Below are 21,493 nucleotides of genomic sequence, written 5' to 3'. Positions count from 1 at the left end.
ACCGTCGCCCCGGTCAACTCACACCTGACCAGCCCGCAATGCACCGGCGCCCGTACCTTGCCGCGACCGACGGTGTGACGAGATATGCCGGGCCACATAGGCGCTGTCCCGCCCCACGCCGAGGATGAGCATGGAGGCGAAGGCGTATTGGAACGGAAGTCCCACGAAGTACAAGCCAGGCGCATCGTCGACGACGCCCCGGTAGCTGCGCGGGAACCCGTCCTCGTCCAACGGCGCCGGCTCGACCCACCGGTAGTCCTCTCGGTAGCCCGTGCACCACAGCACGTTGCGCACGTCGAGGACGCGTCCGTCGTCCAGCACCGGCAACCCGTCCTGCACCCCGACCGTGCGGGCTTCGATCAGCTCCACGCCCGCGGCTTTCAGATGAGCACGCTTGACCCGGATGAGCGGGCCACCTCCTTGACGGACGCTGGGGGCCAGCCGCCGTCCGATCGGCGTCCTGAGCGTAAGCCCGTGCTTGAAGACGAACGGGATGAACAAGGTGGCCAGGTACCCCGAGGGACGCCCGAGCGTGTACGGGATCTCGCCGTGGATGCGGCCGGACAGATGGGTCTGGTGGGCGCTAGCCACCTCCAACGCCAGGTCGGCGCCGGAGTGGCTGGCGCCGACCACCAGCACCGGTCCGTCCTGCAACTGACTCGCGTTGCGGTACCCGGCGGAATGGATCTGCACGATGTCCGGGTCCAAGTCGCCCGCAAACGCGGGAACGAACGGTCGATGGTGACCTCCCGTGGTTACCACGACCTGGTCCGCCGCAAGCTGCTGACCGTCCGCGGTGTCGACGAGGTAGCCGCCGTCGGTCCGGGCACGAACCCGTTCCACGAAGACGCCCGTGCGAACTGGCAGGGCCATCGACTGCGCGTAGGACTCGATGAAGTCGGCCATCTGCGTGCCCGTGGGGTAGCTGAACCGGGGCGCCGGGAACGCCATGCCCGGCAACCCGTCACCGATCGCGGGCGAGTAGAGCTGGAGGGAGTCGTATCGCTCCCGCCACACGTCGCCCACTCGGGCTCGGGACTCAAGGATGACGACGTCCGCGCCCTGCCGGGTGAGGTGGTACCCGGTGGCCAGGCCCGCCTGTCCTGCGCCGATGACGACGGTGTCAAAGTGCTCGCTCATGATGGTCCCCTCCGGCCCCCGCCCGGGGCCCTCACCGACGACGCTAGGGACCGTCCACCTCGTGGGCGTCGGGCGGCCTACCCAAATGGGGCGCCGGACACCATGGGCAGTTCTGCCCACGGGACCTCGTCGACGGTGCTGGGGAGACGGCCCTCCCCGTGGAGACCGGCTCCGGACGGCGCAGCGCGCAGTGCCACCAGCGAGGCCACCACCGAGCAGCAGCGCTCCGCGCCCATCCGCCTACACGAGGTGATGCTCGTACGCGTACGCCGTGGCCGCAGCGCGCGAGGGCAGGTCCAGCTTGGTGAAGATGTTGCTGAGGTGGCGCGCCACCGTCTTCTCGCTGAGAAAGAGTTCGGTGGCGATCGCGCGGTTCGTCCGCCCGGTCGCCACCAGCCGCACGACCTCGACCTCCCGAGCGGTCAGCCGGCCCGTCCCTGCGGTACGGCGCGCCAGGGCCTCGACCGCAGTGAGATCGGACCGGGCGCCCAGCTGGCTGAACGTCCAGCGCGCCGCGTCGAGCTCGAGCTGAGCGGCTTCCTCGTCCCCGAGTGCCCGGTAGGCCTGGCCCATCAGCACCCGGGTGCGAGCCGCCTCGTACGGCACGCCGAGCTCACGCCAGGTGGTCCACGCGCGACGGAGCGTGCCCCGCGCGCCGTCGGCGGCGCCTTCGGCGAGCTGCACGGCGCCGACCGCCTGGGCAGCCACCGCGGAGAGCCAGGTGCTGTCCAGCCGCCCCGCGATCTCGGCCAGCTCATCCACTGCCTGCCGGGCAGCCGTGACGTCGCCGGCCGCCAGGGTGACCTCGACGACGGCGGGCAATACCACACCCCGCACCGGCCCCTGGCCGGCGGCATCAAGAGCGCGCCGCACGGCCGTCACGGCCTCCTCGGTGCGGCCTTGCCGTGCCCGCAGCAGCGCAAGGCCGGGCTGCGGGTCCCAGCCGAGCTGGTTTGCCCGCCGGTAGGCCTCCTCGGCATCCACGTCCTCGCCGAGCACGCGGAGGATCTCCGCCCGGTGATAGATCGCCCAGCCCAGCTCCGGCTGGCCCGGCGGGTCGGAGAGGCGCTCGACGGCCCGGTCCGCCTCGGCCAGCGCATCTGCCCAGTCCCCTTGCGTCATCATGACGTAGGCGCGGTTGGCCAGACACTCCCCGCGGAAGGGCACCAGGTCGGGCTGCTGCTCGCACCAGCGGGTCAACGCGGCCGTCCACTCACGAGCGCGCCTGAGGTCATAGCACTCCCGGCACACGTGGATAACGGTGCAGTAGACGATCCCTGCCGGGATCTGTGAGATCTCACCGGCGGTGACACCAGCCATGACCTCGTCGAGCAGGGCGTTGCCGGCCGTCACCTCGCCGAGGCCGACGCGGGTGCTGCCCAGCCCGAGCCTGGCAAGTGCCACGAGGTCGAGATCGTGCCAGCGCTCCCCCACCTCCAGCGCCGCGGAGTACCCCTCGAGCGCGCGTGGGAAGTCACGGGCGCGCAAGGCCTGGATCGCGGACGGCAGGCTGAGGTAGCCGTGGACCACGCCATCCGCCGGCCCATCGTCGGCGGCCCGGCGCGCCTTCGCGATCCATCCGGCGCCCTGCTCGGGGTGCCCGTGGCTGAGCAGCAGCATCCCGGCCCAGAATGCGCAGCTGGCCGCCCCCTCGGCGTTCCCCGCATCGAGGTAGGCGTGGTAGGCGCGACCCAGCGTGTCGCAACCCTTGGCCTCCTCGCCGAGCAGCACCGTCGCGGTGGCCAGCCGCGCAAGGTCCGCGGCCGCGATCTGCCCGTCGCGATCGGCCGCTGCGAGCTGGTCGTAGGCCTCGGCCCACCGAGCGCGGGAGAACGCCACCCTGCCGCGGTCCACCAGCTCGGCGTCGGCCATGGCCCCTCCCCGGCGCGCACCGGGAGCGAGCAGCCCACCCGCGGGCAGTCCCGAGGCGCCGTGCTGACGAGGCTACTCCGCCCACCGAACGAGCTCACGACGGGCGGCACAAGGTCGGCAGGGCCCCTGGACGCCTGCTGCGGTCCGACGACGGCGATGCCCCCGGAACGTAACCCCCGGCGATACCCCGGGGTTGGCGTCGTACGCCAGGCCGTGGGTGGCCTGACGCCGTACGCGATCGCGGGCGACCAGCGCGTTCGCGGGCTACGGTGCCGACCATGAGCCGGACGCTGCACGCGGACCCGCTGTGGCCGCGTGCCGGCGGCTGGCCGCCACTGGACGAGCTCGGTGCGGCGGGCGCCGACCTGGTGCTCCTCGGTATCCCGACCTGGCGCACGTCCCTGTCCCCCACCGGCGCCGCAGCCACCCCGGCCGCCGTGCGGGAGGCGCTGCGCCTGTACGCACCGTTTGTCGCCGCCGGGGGCACGGGCTCGGCCGTCGACCTGCTCCCCCTGCGCTGCGCCGACGCCGGCGACGTCACCGAGCCCGACGGCGCCGACGGCGAGAACCGCGCCCTTGCCGCCGTCGCCGCTGCGGCCGCCAGTGCTCGAGTGGTGGTCGTCCTCGGCGGTGACAACGCCGCCACCGTCCCCGCGGCGCTCGGTGCCCTGGGCCCCGGCCTCGGCACCGCGGGGCTGGTGACCGTGGACGCGCACCACGACCTGCGCGACGGCGTCTCCAACGGTTCACCGGTGCGGCGCCTGATCGCCGCTGGCCTCGACGGGCACCGGGTGGTCCAGGTCGGCATCGCCGACTTCGCGAACTCGCCCGCCTACGCCGAACGGGCAGAGGCGGCCGGCATCACGGTGGTCCACCGCGACGAGCTCCACCGGCGCCCGATGGCGGCCGTGATGGCCCAGGCCCTGGACCGGGCCGCGTCGGGCGGTGGCGGCGTCCATGTCGACCTCGACGTCGACGTCTGCGACCGGGCCGTCGCGCCCGCCTGCCCCGCCGCCCTGCCCGGCGGCCTTGCGTCACATGAGCTGCGGGCCGCCGCCCGCACCGCCGGCGCCCACCCCGCCGTGCGGTCGGTGGACCTCACCGAGGTGGACGCGACGGCGGACGCACCCGATGGCCGCACGGTCCGGCTCGTCGCCCTGTGCGTCCTGGAGGTGCTCGCCGGGCTCGCGACCCGCCCCACCGGCGAGTAGACCCCACGGCGGCAGCCGGCGTGCGCCCCCGCACCCCGCCCGCACTGGCCACAACGCCACGAACGCGGTGTGATGTGCCCGTGGACAGCGTGGTCACGGACGGAGCCGGGGCGCCGGGGACGAAAGGAGCCGGCGCGGCGGGGGCGGTCGCCGTCGGGCCCGGGGCACCGACCCCGGCCGACGTCGTCGCGGTCGCCCGCGGGGGTGCCGCGGTGCGCCTGACCGAGGAGGCGCTGGCCGCGCTCGACTCCGGTCGTGCCTTCGTGGAGGCCCTGGCCGACGACGACCAGCCCCACTACGGCGTCTCCACCGGCTTCGGCGCCCTCGCCGTCCGGCACATCCCACCCGCCGACCGCGCCCGGCTCCAGCGCAGCCTCGTGCGCTCCCACGCCGCCGGCTCCGGCGCCGAGGTGGAGCGGGAAGTGGTGCGGGCGATGATGCTCCTGCGCCTGTCCACCCTGGCCACCGGCCGCACCGGGGTGCGCCGGACCACCGCCGAGGCCTACGCCGCCCTGCTCTCCGCCGGCCTCACCCCGGTGGTGCCGGAGCACGGCTCCCTGGGCTGCTCCGGCGACCTCGCCCCGCTCGCCCACGTGGCCCTGGCCCTGACCGGAGAGGGCGACGTCCGCGACGGCGGCGGCGCGCTGCGCCCGGCCGCCGAGGCCCTCGCCACCGCGGGGCTGACGCCGGTCGTGCTCGCCGAGAAGGAGGGGCTGGCCCTCATCAACGGCACCGACGGCATGCTCGGCATGCTGGTGCTGGCCGAGGCGGACCTGCACCTGCTGCTGCGCACCGCGGACATCGCGGCCGCCATGAGCGTCGAAGCACTGCTGGGCACCGATGCCGCCTATGCCGAGGATCTCGTCGCGCTGCGCCCCCACCCCGGCCAGGCGGCCGCTGCACGCAACCTCCGCACGCTCGTGGCCGGGTCCGCGATCATGGCCAGCCACCGCGGCCCCGACTGCCCGCAGGTCCAGGACGCCTACTCGCTGCGCTGCGTCCCGCAGGTGCACGGCGCCGCGCGCGACACCCTCGCCCACACCGAAGTGGTCGCCGGCCACGAGCTCGCCGCCGCCATCGACAACCCGGTGGTCACCACCGACGGTCGGGTGGCCTCCAACGGCAACTTCCACGGTGCGCCGCTCGGTTACGCCGCCGACTTCCTGGCCATCGCGGTCGCCGACGTCGCCGCCATGTCCGAGCGCCGCACCGACCGGTTCCTCGACCCGGCCCGCAGCCACGGCCTGCCGCCCTTCCTCGCCCACGACCCCGGCGTCGACTCCGGCCTGATGATCGCCCAGTACACCGCCGCCGGGATCGTCGCCGAGCTCAAACGGCTCGCCGTCCCGGCGTCGGTCGACACCATCCCCTCCTCGGCGATGCAGGAGGACCACGTCTCGATGGGCTGGGCCGCCACCCGCAAGCTGCGCCGCGCGCTCGACGGCCTGGCGCAGGTGCTCGCCGTCGAGCTCCTGACTGCCGCCCGGGCGCTCGACCTGCGCGCCCCGCTGGCACCGGCCCCGGCCACCGCGGCCGTGCGGGACGCCCTGCGCGGCGCCGGCGTGCCCGGCCCCGGACCGGACGCCCCGCTCGCCCCGCAGCTCGCCGCCGTCGTCGCTGCCGTACGCGACGGCGTCGTGCTGGCCGCCGCGGAAAAGGTGGCGGGCGAGCTCGCCTGACCAGCCGGACACCCCGGCGCCAACGAGGAGAGGAGGACGCCGTGGAAGGATCCCAGCCGGTCCGCGCCCCGCGCGGCACCACCCTGACGGCGCGTAGCTGGCAGACGGAAGCCCCGCTGCGCATGCTGATGAACAACCTCGACCCGGAGGTCGCGGAACGGCCCGAGGACCTGGTCGTCTACGGGGGCACCGGCCGCGCCGCGCGGGACTGGGCCAGCTTCGACGCGATGGTCGCCACCCTGACCACCCTGGCGGACGACGAGACGATGCTCGTCCAGTCCGGCCGCCCGGTCGGCGTGCTGCGCACCCACCCGTGGGCACCCCGGGTCCTCCTCGCCAACGCCAACCTCGTGCCCCAGTGGGCCACCTGGCCGGAGTTCCGCCGCCTCGAGGCCCTCGGTCTGACCATGTACGGGCAGATGACCGCGGGCTCGTGGATCTACATCGGCACCCAGGGCATCCTGCAGGGCACGTACGAGACCTTCGCCGCCGTCGCTGCGCAACACTTCGGCGGCACCCTGGCCGGCACGCTGACCGTGACCGCAGGCTGCGGCGGGATGGGTGGCGCGCAACCACTGGCGGTCACCCTCAACGGCGGCGCGTGCCTGGTGGTCGACGTCGACCCCGCCCGGCTCCGCAGAAGGGTCGCCGGGGGGTACCTGGGCGCCGTCGCCGAGAGCCTGGACGACGCCGTCGCCGACCTGGAGGCGGCGCGCCGCGACCGGCGGGCGGTCAGCGTGGGGCTGGTGGGCAACGCCGCGACGGTGCTGCCCGAGCTGCTCCGCCGCGGGGTGGAGGTGGACGTCGTCACCGACCAGACGTCCGCGCACGACCCCCTCGCCTACCTGCCGGAGGGCGTCGCGCTCGAGGAGTGGCACGACTACGCCGCCCGCAAGCCCGAGGAGTTCACCGACCGGGCCCGGGAGTCGATGGCGCGGCACGTCGAGGCGATGGTGGGCTTCCTGGACGGCGGTGCCGCGGTGTTCGACTACGGCAACTCCATCCGGGCCGAGGCCGTGGCCGGCGGCTGCGAGCGTGCCTTCGACGTTCCCGGGTTCGTGCCCGCCTACATCCGGCCACTGTTCTGCGCGGGCAAGGGTCCGTTCCGCTGGGCGGCACTGTCCGGGGACCCCGCGGACATCGCGGCCACCGACCGGGCGGTGCTCGACCTCTTCCCCGACGACGACCACCTCGCCCGGTGGATCCGCGCCGCCGGCGAGCACGTCGCGTTCCAGGGGCTGCCCGCCCGGATCTGTTGGCTCGGGTACGGCGACCGGGACGCCGCCGGCGTGCGGTTCAACGAGATGGTCGCCGACGGCCGCCTCGCGGCGCCGGTGGTCATCGGCCGGGACCACCTCGACGCCGGGTCGGTCGCCTCGCCCTACCGGGAGACGGAGTCGATGGCCGACGGCTCCGACGCCATCGCCGACTGGCCGCTGCTCAACGCCCTCGTGGCCGCCTCCTCCGGTGCCACCTGGGTCTCGATCCACCACGGTGGCGGGGTGGGCATCGGCCGGTCGATCCACGCCGGGCAGGTGTGCGTGGCCGATGGCACCGATCTGGCCGAGCAGAAGCTGCGCCGCGTGCTGACCAACGACCCCGCCACCGGGGTGCTGCGCCACGTCGACGCGGGCTACGACAGGGCGGCGGAGGTGGCCGGCGCCACCGGCCTGCGGGTGCCCATGCGCGAAGGCACCGGCGGGCACCGGTGAGCACGCTGGTCACCGGCATCGGCGAGCTGGTCACCAACGACCCGGCTCTGGGACCGGGACCGCTCGGCATCGTCGAGGACGCGGCGGTGGTGGTCGACGGCGGAAGGGTCGCCTGGGTGGGCGCCGCCGCCCGGGCCCCGGCGGCAGACGCGCGCCTCGACGTGGCGGGCCGCGCCGTCGTGCCCGGCTTCGTGGACTCCCACACGCACCTGGTCTTCGCCGGTGACCGTGCCGCGGAGTTCACCGCCCGGGCCGCCGGCGTCCCGTACGACGGCGGCGGGATCCTCGACACCGTGCGCGCCACCCGCGCGGCCGGCGACTCGGCGTTGCGGGCCCGGCTGCGCACCCGGTTGGCGGAGATGCGCGCGCAGGGCACCACCACGGTGGAGATCAAGAGCGGCTACGGGCTCACCACGGCCGAGGAGGCGCGGGCGCTGCGCCTGGCGGCCGAGGTCACCGAGGAGACCACCTTCCTCGGCGCCCACGCGGTGCCACCCGAGTTCGCGGGCCGCACGCACGAGTACGTGGACCTGGTGACCGGGGCGATGCTCACCGCGTGCGCCCCGCACGCCCGGTGGATCGACGTGTTCTGCGAGCCGGCCTCCCCGCACGCCTTCGACGGTGACGCCGCCCGCGCCGTGCTCTCCGCCGGTGCGCGGGCCGGGCTGGGCCTGCGGGTGCACGCCGGTCAGCTCGCGCCCGGCCCGGGGGTGCTCCTCGCCGTGGAGCTCGGTGCCGCGAGCGCCGACCACTGCACGTACCTGACCGATGCGGACGTCGCCGCCCTCGCCGACGGCGAGACGGTCGCCACGCTCCTGCCGGGCGTCGAGTTCTCCACCCGGCACCCCTACCCCGACGCCCGCCGGCTGCTCGACGCGGGAGTCACCGTCGCGCTGGCGACCGACTGCAACCCCGGTACCTCCTACACCAGCTCGATGCCCTTTTGTGTGGCGCTCGGCGTGCGGGAGCTGCGGATGACACCGGCCGAGGCGGTCTGGGCGGCGACGGCGGGCGGGGCGCGGGCGCTGCGCCGCGACGACGTCGGCCGCCTGGGCCCCGGGGCGCGGGCCGACCTGACGATCCTCGACGCGCCGTCCTTCGTCCATCTCGCCTACCGGCCCGGTGTGCCCCTGGCCCGCGCGCTCGACCTGCCCGAGTGAGCGGGAGCGGCGGTAGCCCAGGCACCACACCAGCATCAGCGCCTGGCTGAGCACGTAGAAACCGTGCAGCGCCCACACCGGCCCGAGCGGCAGGGAGAGCACGTACAGGGTGTGGACGACGTTGCCCGCGTTGACCAGCACCACGTTGCCGAGGCTGTAGGAGCCGAGGTCCTTGGTGCGCGCCGCCTTGGTGAGCATCGGAAGCATGCTTGCCCCGAAGATCACTGTGGAGACCGCGCCCGCCGCGACCTGGACGTCCATGGCCGCGACGCTAGGCCGCGAGCGCCCCGACGCACATGGGGTGAACCGCTCGACCCGCCGGCACGGCATCCGCAGAACTGTGCAGCGCGCGACCGGCAGGCGCCCACCGGCCCACCGACCCGATGCACGGCCGGCGGCCCGATACGAGGCTCGGGCGCGCCCACGCTCCCCTACCCTGACGCCATGGCGCGCAACGAAGCGGGCGGCAGCATCGCGGGTCATGTCGCCGCGGTGGCGGGCCTGGTCCTCATGCTGGTGCTGCTGCCGTTCTACCTGGCCTCCGGGCTGATGGCTCCGTACTGGGCCGTCGCCCTTCTCGTGGTGGTGTGGCTGGCGCTGTTCCTCCTCGGGATTCTCTGGTTCCGCCGTCATCCCTTCCTCGTGCTGCTGCTGCCGGTGGTGGCGGTCGCCGTGTGGTTCGTCGTGATGATCGGCGGGGAGAGCCTGTTCGGCTGGACGCCGTAGGTCCGTTGTCCGCCTGCGGCGAACCGCGGTATGCCGGCGCCCGGCTCAGGCGTTGCCGCCTTCATGGTCGATCCGCTCGACGCCTACTCCGAGGTGGTCACCTCGGTCGCGGCTACGCTGCAGCCCTCGGTCCTGTCCGTGCTGGTGCGCTCACGCCGGGGCAGCGGCGCGGGCTCCGCCGTCGCCTTCACCGACGACGGGCTCCTGCTGACCAGTGCGCACGTGGTCGAAGGCGTGCGCGGCGGTGGGGTGGTCGCGGCCGACGGCGACGAGGCCCCCTTCGACGTCCTCGGCGCCGACCGCCTCTCCGACCTCGCCGTGCTGCGCACCCGCAGCCACCTCGCCCCACCCGCGACGCTCGGCGACGCCGACCACCTCCGCGTCGGTCAGCTCGTCGTCGCCGTCGGCAACCCCCTGGGGTTCGCCGGGTCCGTCACCGCCGGGGTGGTCAGCGCGCTGGGACGCTCCCTGCCCGTGCGCACGGTCCACGGCGCCCACTCCATCGACGACGTCATCCAGACCGACGCGGCGTTGAACCCGGGCAACAGCGGCGGCGCGCTCGCCGACTCCACCGCCACCGTGGTGGGCGTGAACACGGCGGTCGCGGGCATCGGGCTGGGGTTGGCCGTCCCGGTCAACTCCACCACCCGCCGCATCCTCACCGAGCTGATCAGCACGGGGCGTGTGCGCCGCGCGTGGCTGGGCATCGGCGGGGTGACCATGGCGATCCCGCCGGCCCTGGGCGAGCGGCTCGGCCGGCGCACCGGGCTGCACGTGGCCGAGGTGGTCCCGGGCAGTCCGGCCGCCGCGGCGGGCGTCTTCCTGGGGGACATGGTCATCGCCTCCGGCGCCACACCCGTGACGACGGCGCAGGACCTGCAGCGCCTCATGCTCGGCACCGCGGTGGGCCGCTCGTTCCCGGTGACGGTCTACCGGCGCGGCGCGCTCGTGGACGTCGTCGCCACGCTGGCGGAGCTGGTGCCATGAGTCGCGCGCACGTCACTCGGTCGGTCGAGGCCAATCCCGTGCGCGGGCTCACCGGCCGATGGACGCGATAAATCGCGCGAGGTCCGCGGCGACCCGCTCCGGGGCCTCCCACAGGACCAGATGCCCTGTCTCCTCGTAGACGGTCAACCGTGCGCCCGGTATGGCGGCCGTGAGGGCCTCCTGCTCCCGCCGGGGAAGGATCTCGTCCAGGTCTCCCCAAATGACGAGGGTCGGAGCGGTGATCGCGCCGGCCTCGGTCGGCGGCACGGCGTCCAGCAGACCCGCGAGCGCCTCCCGCCAGACGTGTGCGGGTATACGTGCGCCGTCGGCGACCCGCTCCACCAGGTAGTCGTCCGGGATCGGGTCGAACGTCGGGAACCACGCGAGGGATGCCCGCACCCAGGCCTCACCGACGGGCTCCGTGAGCCGGTCCACCTCGTCGGCGAACGCCGGTCGGGTGTGCAGGCTGCGCGGTGCCCCGACGAGCACGAGCCCACTGACACGGTCCGGATGCTCCAGCGCGAGCTGCTGGGCGACGTAGCCTCCGCTCGAGCTGCCCACCACCACCGCGGCCGGCACGCCGACGGCGTCGAGCAGCGCCGCGGCATCCGCGGCGAGGCTGCTCAGCGCATAGCCGTCCGCCGGCTTGTCGGCCTCGCCATGCCCTCGCTGGTCCGGGACGAGGAGACGGAGGGCCGGCGGGAGGAGCGGGACGACGCGGTCGAAGACGCCCCGCGACTCGCCCCAGGCGTGCAGGAGGAGGACCGGGATCCCGGCGCGGTCGCCGAGGTCGGCGCACGTCAAAGTGACTCCGGTGCCCAGCCGGGCCCGCAAAATCATGGGTCGATGATGGTCCGGCGCGGACGGGCCCACGAGCGGACGGGCGCACGAGGGAATGAGCCCACGAGGGCCCGGTGGTCGACGGGGCACAAGCTGCTGCCGGGCCGGGCGCTCAGTGGCCGCGGAGCCGTTCGAGCTGCCGGCGCTCACGCTTGGTGGGCCGCCCGGCACCGCGCTCGCGCTGCGGCACCGCGGCACGGACCTCGACCGGCGGGGGCGGCGGGCTGTGGTCGGTCAGCGCCTCGGCGGCGACGACGGCACCCACCCGCTTGACCAGCAGACGACGCACGACGACGATCCGCTCGCGTTCCCCGCCGCGGACGACCACCCGGTCACCGACCTTCACGGGCGTCGACGGCTTGGCACGCTCGTCGTTGACCCGCACGTGCCCCGCACGGCAGGCCGCCGTCGCCTGGGAGCGGCTCTTGAACAGGCGCACCGCCCACACCCAGCTGTCCACGCGCACCGACGACGGCTCCTCGACTGCCACGCCACCGACCCTACGACGGTGACGTGGTCTCAGGCGGGTGCGCCGGGCTGATCGCCGTGGGAGGCGGGGTCGGCGCCGTCCGCGCCGGCACCGCACCGTCCGCGCCGCCGTCGGCCTCGAGGTACGTGGCCAGCACCGCCAGATTCATCCGCAGGATCTCCAGGGCGAGCGGCGGGTACAGCGTGGCCAGGGTGTCGCGGGCGGTGTGGACGTCGTCGTTGGCGGTGTCGTTGCCCTCGATGGTGAGCACCGCGGGGATGCCGGCGTCGATGAACGGGACGTGGTCGCTGGCGTAGGGATGCAACGACGTCGAGACCGCCAGCGACGTCCACGTGGCGGCGGCCGCGGCGAGCTCGTCGACCAGTGTCCGGGATACCTCGGCCCCCTCCAGGAGCACCCCCGGTGCGGGCGTGTTCAACCGCGCGATCATGTCCATGTTCAGCACCGCCCGGACCCGGCCGCGGTCGGCCTCGTCGAGCGCGGCGACATGCGCTTTGCTCCCGAACAGGCCCTGCTCCTCCCCGCCGAAGAGGATCAGCCGCAGGTCGTGGGGCCACCGGCGCGTCACGAGCGCCCGCGCCAGCTCGAGCAGGCCGGCGGCGCCGCTGGCGTTGTCATCCGCACCCGGTGCGGGGGCGTCCGGCCCGTCGGCGTGGTTGACGGAGTCCAGGTGGGCGCTCACCACGACGAGGCCACGTGGGGCCTCCGCCGTCCCGGCCAGGTCGGCGACGACGTTCTCGCTGTGCCCGGCACCCACGATGATCGGCTCACGCACGACGACATAGCCCAGCGCCTGCAGCACCGCGGCCGCAGTCTCGGCGGCGATGACGAACCCGGGGTCCAGGGAGTGACGGGTCGGCGGCGCCGTCACCACGTGCAGCGTCTCCTCGTAGGACGGCTGGGAGAGCAGGGCGAGCAGCTCGCCCAGCGCAGGGTCCGCGCCGCGAGCCGACGGCGTCGGCCGGTCCACGACGACCTCGTCCCGCGGCAAGGGACGCACCACCCAGTCGAGGCCCTCCCCGGCGTGGGTCCCGGCAGCGTCGACCACAAGATGGGCGGCATCGACCACAAGATGCCGCCCACGATCGAGCAGCACGGAGACCTCGGGATGCGCCCGTTGGAACGCTCGGCCTACCTGGATGACGAGGTTCAGGCCACCGGCGTCACGCACTGCGGCTCCCGGCCCCGCCGCCCGGTGCACCGGATCCGGTCCCTCCGCGAAGAGGACGACGGAGTCCCCCAGCCGTGTCCAGTGCAGCAAGGGGTCGTGGCCGCCGGCCGCGGGAGGACCGGTGCGCCCGGCGGGGCCCGAGCGCGCTGCCCTGGCCGTCCGTGCCGCCGGGTCGTCGACCGGGAGCACCGTCCAGGCGACGCGGCTCACCGGCGGAGCTCCAGCCTGTCCGGCTCGGCGGTGAGGATCGTGAGGACCTGATCGTCCCCGCCGGGCCCGGCGACCTCGAGCCGGGTGCCGGACGGGTCGGCGTCCCAGCGTCCTTCGTGCGGCTCGGGGGCGTCGCCCGGGCCTACCGCCCACTCCACGAAGGTGCCGTCCGCTCGCAGCTCGATCCCGGCCCGTCCGCGAGCGCGGGGGAAGTCGTACCCGGCGGGCCGGTAGACCTCGATGCCGTCGTGGTCCTCCTCGAAGGAGTGCCCCCAGCGCCCGGTCACCGGGGGGTCACTGTCGGGGGGAGCCACCGTCACCGCCCGCGCGTCCCAGGGACTCCCAGCCGGTCTGCGAGGGCTGCCATCCGCCGTCGACCCACCGCTTGTGGTAAAGCATCTGGTCCGGGCCGACGGCGAAGACGTCGAGCGTGCCCGGGCCGGCGACGACGATCGGGGTACCGGCGCCGTCGACGCGACCGGGCACTGCCACGGTGCCCGGCGCGGGGGCGGGTTCGGTGCCGCCACCCGGCGGCTCGGGCGCCCCACCAGCCGGCGGCTCGGGCGCCGGGCCGGCCCCGGGGCCGCCCGGGGCCGGTGTTCCTGGCGGCGTGGGTACGGGCTCGCCCGCCCACAGCGAGGTACGCACCCCGGTCAGGCAGGCGGACATCCGCGCCACCTGCCCTGAGCTGAACATGACCATCGCGGCGTCGTCCACGTAGTCCATGTAGTCCATGAACAAATCGCCGTGCGGCCCGTTGGAACAGGTGACGTGCGGGAACGCCGGGCGGCCGTAGTTCGGTCCGCCGGCGTTGGGCGTGTCGTCGACCTCGTCCGAGCCGCGGCAGCCTGTGCCGTCGTCGCCCCAGATATGGAAGAGGTTGAGGTAGTGGCCGATCTCGTGGGTCGCGGTGCGGCCGAGGTCGAAGGGTGCCCGCGCGGTGCCGGTGGTCCCGAACGCCGATTGCAGGATGACCACGCCGTCGGTCTCCGGCGGCCCACCCGGGAACTGGGCGTACCCGAGCAGCCCGCCACCGAGCTGGCACACCCACACGTTGAGATACCGGTCGGCGGGCCAGGCGTCCTGGCCGCCACGGGCCGTGAACTTCACCTGGTCGTCGGCCCCGAAGCCGTTCACGGTGGTCGAGGTGCGGGTGATGCCGTCGGTGGGGTTGCCGGCCGGGTCGGTGGTGGCGAGGTGGAACTCGATCTGCGGGTCTGCCACCAACCCCTGGAACGGTGCCGGCACGTCGGCCGTGTCCGGGTTGGTGGCCCGGAAGTCGCGGTTGAGCACGTCGATCTGGCTGTGCACCTGCTCGGCGGTGATGTCCTCCGCCGGGGTCCGGGCCACCACGTGGACGACGACGGGGATCCGGGCGACGCCGCGGTCCGCCTCCAGGCGCTCGAGCTCGATGGTGAGGTTCTCGATCCGCGTGCGGGCGACCCGGTAGGACTCCGACTCGGTCAGCAGCCGCCGGTGGACGTCCATGACCGCGCAGCTGCGGCGGGTGGGCTGTGCGGCGGGAAGATCGGTCGTGGTCATGGCGGTCGCTCCTTGGGAGGTTCAGGTGGGGCGGGCGGGCAGGTCCAGGACGATGTCGTCGAGGCGGATGAGCTCGCGCGGCAACGGCGTGGTCTCCAGCGCGCCGAGCGGGTCGCCGGCGGCGAACGCGGCAAGGTCGAGCCCCGTCAGCCGGGCGAGGCGGGTCACGGGCACCTGGAAGGTTCGGTAGGCGCCGAAGGAGAACTCCTCGGGGCCGAGGTCGTCGAGGAAGGCCGCCTGGCTGAGCAGGTAGCCGGTGGCCGAGAGCCGCCCCGCACCGGTGACCATGGCGACGACCTTCCAGAACTGGCGCGGCAGCGCGACCCCGCGGTAGCGCGGGTCGCCCGGGTCGAGCAACGGGCCGGTGACCACGGTGACCCTGAGGTCGAGGTTGTCGGCGTGGCGCAGGACGTAGTCCTCCAGGCCCAGCCACAGCGTCTGGCCGGCGTTGAACTCGTGGTGCTGCGGGGTGCAGTTCGTGAAGTGGAAGGTGTCGTCGTTGGCGGCCTTGGCCACCGGCCCCCAGGCCGGGTCGAGCCGGCGTACCAGGTGGCCGCGGTCCAGCGGGTTGTCCCGGTAGACGTCCTCGCCGGTCTGGTCCTCGGCGGGCAGTCGGGGGTCGCGTATCCACTTGTCGCTCTCGCGGCGGATCTGCTCGGACTGCTTGCCGTCGATGTTGACGGCGGTGAACAGGGCCAGCCGCCGGGGCCGGTGCATGACGACGCTGAAGTGGTGGTAGCGCAGCTCGTCGGAGGCGACGGCGGACAGGTCCGGGCCGCGGCCGGGCAGCGGGAGGGGGACGGTGAGGAAGGCGCGGTCGTACCCGGAGCGGGTGGAGTAGTCCGGGTCGATAGAGATCGCCTCCCCCGCCGCGGGCGCGCCGCCGTCGGCGGGGGCTCCGGTTCCGCCGACGGCGGTAGGTGGGGCGCCGCCGGCGGCCGCGGGTGCGAGCCCGGGCCCGGGAACGGCCAGGCCCGGCGTGCCGACCCGGAAGGTCACGTCGACCGGGACCCGCACGTGGACCGCGCCGTCCCGGTCCGGTCGGGCGGTCCAGGCCCCGTCCGCGGGGAGGGCCCACATGCCGTCGTCGACCTCTCCGGCAACGGCCGGGCCACCGAGCTGGGGGCGTGCAGGAGGCACCGACGCCGGCACCGCCGCGGCCGCCGCGGCCGCCGCCACAGCGGCGGGGACGGTACCGGGAGCCATGACCACCGGGCGGGCCACCTCGGGCGGCTGGAACATCTCGTCGAGGAGCGGGCGCCACTCCGGCGGCAGCTGATCCACGCGCGCGGCGAGGAAGTTGAGGATCCGGCTGATCCGGATGCCCTCGTTGACGAACCCGCCGAGGTCGTCACGCGTCGGCGCCGGGACGGAGGCGTGGTGGAGGGCCACCACCTCCCACTGGTCGTTGAACACGGGCGACCCCGAGGAGCCCGGTTCGGTGTCCGCCGCGTAGTGGACCACGAGCTCCGGGATGTCGACGATCTGGTTCTCCCGCAGCGCCACCTGCTTCTTCTCGCCGCGCGGGTGCTGCACGATCGTGACGAACTCGCCGATGATGATTGTGCCCTGGGCCGCGGTGAGCCGGTTGAACCCGAACTGCGCGAGGACCCCGGTCGGAGCGCCGACCGCGACCAGGGCGAAGTCGAGCCCGCGGTCCGCCACGAAGAAGCGTGCGGGGTCCAGCGGGAAGACCTGCGGGGCCAGCGGTCGCCCGTCCACGCCGTCCTGGTAGTCGAACTCGATGACACTGCTGCGCGCGGTCGGCGCGTCGGGCAGCACGTGGTGGTTGGTGATCAGCAGCGACGGGCTGACGAGGAATCCGGTGCCGTACCCGCGGACCGTGCCGCGCACGTCCCGGATGTTCACCCGGCCGATCGCGTGTGCCGCGATCACGCCCGCGTCGAGATACCGCACGCCCACGAAGTCGGCGGTGTTGATGATCTTCTCGAGGAGCAGGGTCGACGTCTCTACCGCGTGCGCCTCGTCCGGCTCGACCATGTCGCGGGCGCGCTCGACCGCCGCCGCGACGAGAACCTCGGGCTGGACGTCGGCCGGTGACTCGGCGGGATCCCCGCCGGTGTAGTAGCGGCTGAGGCGGTCCAGCCGCTTCGCGATACGCACGGGGTCGTCCGCCTGGGCGAGGCCGCCGGCCTGTTGCAGCGCCTCCTCGTGCTCCTGCCGCTCGGGGGCGCGCTCGTCCACCCGCTCGCGGGCGGCGGCCCGCTGGGCAGCGAGCTCGCGCTGGTAGGTCTCGTCGACGTCGCCGGCCGCGCCACCGGTCTGGTGGTCGTCGGGCAGGTGGTCGTCGGGCCGCTGGCGCGTGGCGTCCGGTGGCTGGACTGCGACCATGACCGATCCTCACGTGGTTCTCACCAGCACGGTAGGCGCGCCGACGTGACCTGGGCATTACGGACAACGCACCCGGATGGCGTCCGGCAGGCTGACAGCGAGCGCGGTCAGCCGCGCGGGCGACCGGTGCCGCGGAGTCAGCCGCGCGGGCGACCGGTGCCGCGGGCCGCCGTCGCGGTCAGCGGGTCCTCCGGCCAGGCGTGCTTCGGGTACCGGCCTCGCATCTCCGCGCGCACCTGCGGGTACCCGGTGGCCCAGAACGACGCGAGGTCCGCGGTCACGGCGACCGGGCGGCGCGCCGGCGAGAGCAGGTGCAGCACCAGCGGCACCCGCCCGTCCGCCAGGCGCGGCGACCGCCAGCCGAACACCTCCTGCAGCCGCACGGCAAGGACCGGTTGCTCCGCCGAGTAGTCCACGCGCACGCTGGACCCGCTCGCCACGGTGACTCGCTCGGGGGCCAGCTCGTCGAGCCGCGCGGCCGCCGGCCAGGGCAGCAGGCGGCGCAGCGCCTGCAGCACGTCCACGCGGCGGATGTCCCGCACACCCCGGATGCGGGCCAGGTCCGGTCCCAGCCACACCTCCACGGAGTCGAGGAGCGCAGCGTCCGACACGTCTGGCCACGGCGCCCCACACGCACCATGGAGGAAACTGAGGCGCTGACGCAGCGCACGCGCGGCGTCCGACCACGGCAGCATCGAGAGCCCCTCGCGGGCCAGGCCGTCCCGCACCGCGGCAGCGACCAGCTCGGCCGGCGGGTTCGCGATGGGCGACGCCGACAGCTCGATCGCCCCGAGCGCGGTGGCACGCCGAGCCACCACCTGGCCGTCCGTCCAGGTCACCGTCTCCGTCTCGTGCAGCAGCGCCGCACCCGCCTCGAGCGCCACGGCCTCGTCGATCGGCGCCGCGGAACGGATGGTCGCATCCCGCCGACCGGCGCCACGGTCGGCGTCGGCGACCGCGAGCCACTCGGCGCCGGCCAGGGGCGAGTACTCGGCCGGCAGCATCGCACCCGTGCCCGAGGCCATCAGGTAGCTCGATCCGCCCGGGCGGCGCCTGGCGATCCGGCCCGGGTGTGCCAGGGCGGCGACGAGGCCGACGGCGAGGTCGTCCGGCAGCACGGCGCTCCCCCGTCCCCGGGTGCCGCCGTCGGACGCCGGGCTGCCGCCTCCCCGCGCGGCGCCGGCGGGCAGCGAGGCGCGCAGCCGGCGAGTCTCGGTCTCCCAGGCCGCCGTGTCGGGCCCGCCGCGGCGCGCCGCCCGCAGGGCGGCGACGAGGTCGCCGCCGGGCGCCCGCACGTCGAGGGAGAGCAGGGCGACCACCTCTGCGGCGCGCCGCTCCCCGATCACCGCGGCGGCGTCGAGCAGCGACCGGGCCAGCCGCGGGTCCGCGCCCACGGCCGCGATGAGCCGGCCTCGCGGGGTCACGGCACCGTCCGGGCGGACCGCGCCGAGCTCGGCCAGGTTCAGCTGTGCAGCCGTCAGGGCGGCCGGCGGTGGCGGGTCGAGCAGGGCCAGTCCCGCGCCGTCCGGGCTGCCCCAGCAGGCCATCTCGAGCGCGAACGCGGTCAGGTCCGCCGTCGCGATCTCCGGCTCGCCGTACCGGGGCAGCCGGGCGTGCTCCGCCTCTGACCAGCACCGGTACACCGCCCCGGGCCCCTCACGGCCGGCACGGCCGGCGCGCTGGGCCGCTCCCGCCTGGCTCACGCTCACCGTGACGAGCCCGGCCAGACCCCGACGGTGGTCGGTGCGCGGCTCACGGGAGAACCCGGCGTCGACCACCACCCGGACGCCGGGCACGGTGAGCGAGGACTCCGCCACCGCCGTGGAGATCACCACGCGCCGACGCGGGCCGGGGGTGAGCGCGAGGTCCTGCTCGCGGTGCGGCAGGCGGCCGTGGAGGGGGTGCACGTCCGCGGCCACGCCGGCCAGCCGCCGCGCCACCCCGGTGACCTCCCCGGCGCCGGGCACGAAGACCAGCACGTCGCCGTCGCGCTCGGCCAGCGCGCGGCGGGTGGTGGCGGCGACGTGGTCGAGGAACCCGGGGGTGACCCCGCGGGCGTCGGCCCGCGGGACGGTGGCCGGCGGCGGGCACCACTCCTGCGCCACGGGGTGCAGGACCCCGGGCACGTCCACCACCGGCGCCGGCGTAGCCCCGCCCAGCAGAGCGGCCGTGCGCGCCGCCTCGACGGTGGCGGACATCGCCACCACGGGCAGGTCCTCGCGCAGGTTCGCGCGCACGTCGACCAGCAGGGCCAGGGCGAGGTCGGCGTCGAGGTGGCGCTCGTGCACCTCGTCCAGGACGACGGCGCCCACCCCGGGCAGGTCGGGGTCGCGCTGCAGCCGGCGCAGGAGGACGCCGGTGGTCACCATCTCGATGCGGGTGGCGGCGCTGCGGCGGCGGTCCCCGCGGACGGCGTAGCCCACCGTGCGTCCGACCGGCTCGTCGAGCAGGTACGCGAGCCGGCGGGCGGCGGCCCGGGCGGCCAGGCGCCGGGGCTGGGTGACGACGACCGTCCCGGGCACCGCACCGGCGAGGGCAGGCGGGACGAGCGTGGTCTTGCCCGTGCCAGGCGGGGCCTGGACCACCGCGACCCCTCGGGCTCGGACGGCCTCAAGGACGGCCGGCAGGCCATGCCGGACCGGCAGCTCGGGCGGGTGCGCCAGCAGCCGGGAGATCGGGTCGTCCACAGGGGCAGTCTGCCTCCCGCCGGCGCCGGTGACCGGCCGAGGCCTGTCGGCGAGACGCACAAGGCGCTAGGGGCCTTGATCGCCGTCGCGCCCGGGCTTACCGTCGTGGTGCCGATCGACCGACGGTCGTTCGATCGTGCCCGGGAGGACGCCATGCTCTCCGACTTCAACCCCGTCCCGACGCTCGCCGTCAAGGACCTCGACGCTGCCCGCTCGTTCTACGAGGGCACCCTCGGGTTCACCAGGTCAGAAGGTGATGTGCCCGACGTGGTCCTGTACTCGGTGGGCTCGGGCAAGGTGATGGTCTACGCGTCGTCCTACGCGGGCACGAACAAGGCCACCGCGGTGTCGTTCCAGGTCCCGGCGGACGGGTTCGACGCCGAGGTCGCAGCCCTGCGTGAGAAGGGCGTGACCTTCCTGACCTTCGACATGCCGAGCGGCTCCTGGGACGACGGCGTCCTCAGCGACGGCTCGATGAAGTCGGTCTGGTTCGAGGACCTCGACGGCAACATCTTGAACGTGGGCACGTACGCCTGACCGTCCGAACCCTGCTGACGGTCCCGGGCCGCCCGGCAGTCCGGACCCGTCCGACAGTCCTGGGCCGTCCGACGTTTCGCGGCGTGCTGGAACCGCGCCCACCGTCACGGCCCTGAAAGTCCTCAACGCGGTGCACCGCGCCTTCCTGGTGGTCACCGGCGGGCGAATCGGGTGGCAGGTGGCGGGCATGCCGGTCGTCGAGCTGACGACGACGGGACGGCGCACCGGCCGGCCCCACCGGGTACTGCTGACCTCGCCGGTGCAGGACGGCCCTACCCTCGTCGTCGTTGCGTCACGGGGTGGTGACGACCGGCCACCGGAGTGGCTGCTCAACATCCGGTCAAACCCGGCCGTCCGGGTCCGCACCGGCCGCGGGCGAGCTCGGCCCACGCGGGCGCGCGTCGCCGGCACCGACGAGCACGCCGCGCTGTGGCCGCGGGTGACCCGCGAGTATCCGACGTATGGCACCTACCAGGCCCGCACGAGCCGGCAGATCGCGCTGGTGCTGCTCGAGCCGGACCCCGGCCGGCCGTGAGGCACCATCACCGGGCCCGCCGCCGCAGGCCCAGGAGGGTCAGCACCAGCCCGGCCACCGCGACCACAGGGCCGATGACGGCCCACAGCGTGACGCCGGTCATCACACTCCCGCCCAGGAGCCCCACACCCTGCAGGGTCCAGACCACCCCGACCGCTACCAGCACCGCGCCGCCGCCGATCCGCCACCCGTTGCGCCGCATCTTGGCTCCTCACTCCCGGTCGGTGTCTGTGACCGAGGTTGCTCCCGGGCGGCCCGCCACGCAAGGGGGCACCCGTGCAGCGGGTGACCGCTTGCCCGCGCGCCGTCCGGGGGCAAGGCTGGGGGCATGTGCCGCAACATCCACACCCTGCACAACTTCGAGCCTCCGGCCGAGCGGGCGGAGGTGCGGGCCGCCGCGCTGCAGTACGTGCGCAAGGTGGCCGGCATGACGAAGCCCTCCCAGGCCAACCAGGCGGCGTTCGACGACGCCGTGGCCCGGGTGGCCCGCGCCACGCAGGACCTCCTGGATGCGCTCGTGACCTCCGCGCCTCCGAAGGATCGGGAGGTCGAGGCGGCCAAGGCCCGCGAGCGCAGCCGGTTGCGCTTCGCCACCGCCGAGGTCGGGTGACCCTCGTGCGCGGTCGCTGAGCCGGCGCGGGA

At 74.7% G+C, this 21,493-nt stretch carries 19 protein-coding genes; 9 read left to right on the top strand and 10 right to left on the bottom strand.

What is annotated here, in order from left to right; genetic code table 11:
- Window positions 1–18 precede the first annotated feature (18 nt).
- A complete protein-coding gene (locus FE374_RS08170; RefSeq protein ID WP_139931467.1) occupies window positions 19–1,143 on the bottom strand; it encodes a flavin-containing monooxygenase in 1,125 nt (374 codons plus the stop codon).
- A 237-nt stretch (window positions 1,144–1,380) separates the two neighbouring features.
- A complete protein-coding gene (locus FE374_RS08165) occupies window positions 1,381–3,012 on the bottom strand; it encodes a LuxR C-terminal-related transcriptional regulator (protein WP_139928093.1) in 1,632 nt (543 codons plus the stop codon).
- 278 nt (window positions 3,013–3,290) lie between these two features.
- Here FE374_RS08165 and FE374_RS08160 point away from each other — a divergent pair, with 278 nt between their 5' ends.
- The 6 genes from FE374_RS08160 (at window position 3,291) to FE374_RS08130 (ending at window position 10,487) form a co-directional block, all read left to right on the top strand.
- The gene (locus tag FE374_RS08160) at window positions 3,291–4,223 is read left to right on the top strand and encodes an arginase family protein (protein WP_139928090.1); all 933 of its coding nucleotides are present in this window, start codon (window positions 3,291–3,293) and stop codon (window positions 4,221–4,223) included.
- A gap of 89 nt (window positions 4,224–4,312) precedes the next feature.
- Window positions 4,313–5,902, top strand: coding sequence for a histidine ammonia-lyase (gene hutH / locus FE374_RS08155; RefSeq protein ID WP_139931466.1), 1,590 nt, complete (start codon window positions 4,313–4,315; stop codon window positions 5,900–5,902).
- A 41-nt stretch (window positions 5,903–5,943) separates the two neighbouring features.
- A complete protein-coding gene (gene hutU, locus FE374_RS08150; protein ID WP_139928088.1) occupies window positions 5,944–7,614 on the top strand; it encodes a urocanate hydratase in 1,671 nt (556 codons plus the stop codon).
- Entirely contained in the window at window positions 7,611–8,774 is a 1,164-nt protein-coding gene (gene hutI / locus FE374_RS08145; protein ID WP_139928086.1) for an imidazolonepropionase, read from the top strand. Before hutU ends, hutI begins: the two co-directional genes overlap by 4 nt.
- Window positions 8,775–9,218: 444 nt before the next feature.
- The gene (locus FE374_RS08135; RefSeq protein WP_230977545.1) at window positions 9,219–9,500 is read left to right on the top strand and encodes a hypothetical protein; all 282 of its coding nucleotides are present in this window, start codon (window positions 9,219–9,221) and stop codon (window positions 9,498–9,500) included.
- 63 nt (window positions 9,501–9,563) lie between these two features.
- Window positions 9,564–10,487 carry a S1C family serine protease gene (locus FE374_RS08130; protein ID WP_223173673.1) on the top strand — a complete coding sequence of 308 codons (924 nt, stop codon included), beginning with the start codon at window positions 9,564–9,566 and terminating at the stop codon, window positions 10,485–10,487.
- Between the two features lie 48 nt (window positions 10,488–10,535).
- Here the strand turns inward: FE374_RS08130 and FE374_RS08125 are convergent, their stop codons facing one another.
- The 7 genes from FE374_RS08125 to hrpB form a co-directional block, all read right to left on the bottom strand.
- Window positions 10,536–11,327, bottom strand: coding sequence for an alpha/beta fold hydrolase (locus FE374_RS08125; RefSeq protein WP_139928082.1), 792 nt, complete (start codon window positions 11,325–11,327; stop codon window positions 10,536–10,538).
- Between the two features lie 112 nt (window positions 11,328–11,439).
- Window positions 11,440–11,817: an RNA-binding S4 domain-containing protein gene (locus FE374_RS08120; protein ID WP_139928080.1), complete on the bottom strand. Its 378-nt coding sequence runs from the start codon at window positions 11,815–11,817 to the stop codon at window positions 11,440–11,442.
- 10 nt (window positions 11,818–11,827) lie between these two features.
- On the bottom strand, window positions 11,828–13,198 hold the full coding sequence (locus FE374_RS08115) for a M28 family metallopeptidase (protein ID WP_223173672.1): 1,371 nt from the start codon (window positions 13,196–13,198) through the stop codon (window positions 11,828–11,830).
- A complete protein-coding gene (locus FE374_RS08110; protein ID WP_139928078.1) occupies window positions 13,195–13,485 on the bottom strand; it encodes a hypothetical protein in 291 nt (96 codons plus the stop codon). The genes FE374_RS08115 and FE374_RS08110 overlap by 4 nt, the downstream gene beginning before the upstream one ends.
- 7 nt (window positions 13,486–13,492) lie before the next feature.
- On the bottom strand, window positions 13,493–14,740 hold the full coding sequence (locus tag FE374_RS08105; RefSeq protein WP_139928076.1) for a zinc metalloprotease: 1,248 nt from the start codon (window positions 14,738–14,740) through the stop codon (window positions 13,493–13,495).
- Window positions 14,741–14,761: 21 nt separating this feature from the next.
- The gene (locus FE374_RS19520) at window positions 14,762–17,092 is read right to left on the bottom strand and encodes a DNA/RNA non-specific endonuclease (RefSeq protein ID WP_223173671.1); all 2,331 of its coding nucleotides are present in this window, start codon (window positions 17,090–17,092) and stop codon (window positions 14,762–14,764) included.
- A 137-nt stretch (window positions 17,093–17,229) separates the two neighbouring features.
- Window positions 17,230–19,779 (bottom strand): ATP-dependent helicase HrpB, encoded by a 2,550-nt coding sequence (hrpB, locus tag FE374_RS08095; RefSeq protein WP_223173670.1) that lies wholly within the window; start codon window positions 19,777–19,779, stop codon window positions 17,230–17,232.
- Between the two features lie 75 nt (window positions 19,780–19,854).
- Here hrpB and FE374_RS08090 point away from each other — a divergent pair, with 75 nt between their 5' ends.
- Together FE374_RS08090 and FE374_RS08085 are read left to right on the top strand one after the other, a co-directional pair.
- On the top strand, window positions 19,855–20,316 hold the full coding sequence (locus FE374_RS08090) for a VOC family protein (protein WP_230978512.1): 462 nt from the start codon (window positions 19,855–19,857) through the stop codon (window positions 20,314–20,316).
- A 130-nt stretch (window positions 20,317–20,446) separates the two neighbouring features.
- A complete protein-coding gene (locus FE374_RS08085; RefSeq protein WP_223173669.1) occupies window positions 20,447–20,851 on the top strand; it encodes a nitroreductase/quinone reductase family protein in 405 nt (134 codons plus the stop codon).
- A gap of 7 nt (window positions 20,852–20,858) precedes the next feature.
- Here the strand turns inward: FE374_RS08085 and FE374_RS08080 are convergent, their stop codons facing one another.
- Entirely contained in the window at window positions 20,859–21,053 is a 195-nt protein-coding gene (locus FE374_RS08080; protein ID WP_139928072.1) for a hypothetical protein, read from the bottom strand.
- Between the two features lie 126 nt (window positions 21,054–21,179).
- Here FE374_RS08080 and FE374_RS08075 point away from each other — a divergent pair, with 126 nt between their 5' ends.
- Window positions 21,180–21,461, top strand: a complete 282-nt coding sequence (locus FE374_RS08075) for a DUF2277 domain-containing protein (RefSeq protein ID WP_139928070.1) — start codon at window positions 21,180–21,182, stop codon at window positions 21,459–21,461.
- The last annotated feature ends 32 nt before the right edge of the window (window positions 21,462–21,493 follow it).

This window comes from Georgenia yuyongxinii (genome assembly GCF_006352065.1).
GTDB classification, from domain to species: domain Bacteria; phylum Actinomycetota; class Actinomycetes; order Actinomycetales; family Actinomycetaceae; genus Georgenia; species Georgenia yuyongxinii.
Note: the sequence above shows the minus strand (reverse complement) of the source record. Positions and strands in the feature narration are given on the sequence as shown.

Bases quoted from the DNA above. Each gene is read 5' to 3' on its own strand.
- FE374_RS08165 (WP_139928093.1), bottom strand. From the start codon at position 3,012: ATGGCCGACGCCGAGCTGGTGGACCGCGGCAGGGTGGCGTTCTCCCGC.
- FE374_RS08160 (WP_139928090.1), top strand. From the start codon at position 3,291: ATGAGCCGGACGCTGCACGCGGACCCGCTGTGGCCGCGTGCCGGCGGC.
- FE374_RS08135 (WP_230977545.1), top strand. From the start codon at position 9,219: ATGGCGCGCAACGAAGCGGGCGGCAGCATCGCGGGTCATGTCGCCGCG.
- FE374_RS08130 (WP_223173673.1), top strand. From the start codon at position 9,564: ATGGTCGATCCGCTCGACGCCTACTCCGAGGTGGTCACCTCGGTCGCG.
- FE374_RS08125 (WP_139928082.1), bottom strand. From the start codon at position 11,327: ATGATTTTGCGGGCCCGGCTGGGCACCGGAGTCACTTTGACGTGCGCC.
- FE374_RS08105 (WP_139928076.1), bottom strand. From the start codon at position 14,740: ATGACCACGACCGATCTTCCCGCCGCACAGCCCACCCGCCGCAGCTGC.
- FE374_RS19520 (WP_223173671.1), bottom strand. From the start codon at position 17,092: ATGGTCGCAGTCCAGCCACCGGACGCCACGCGCCAGCGGCCCGACGAC.
- FE374_RS08080 (WP_139928072.1), bottom strand. From the start codon at position 21,053: ATGCGGCGCAACGGGTGGCGGATCGGCGGCGGCGCGGTGCTGGTAGCG.
- FE374_RS08075 (WP_139928070.1), top strand. From the start codon at position 21,180: ATGTGCCGCAACATCCACACCCTGCACAACTTCGAGCCTCCGGCCGAG.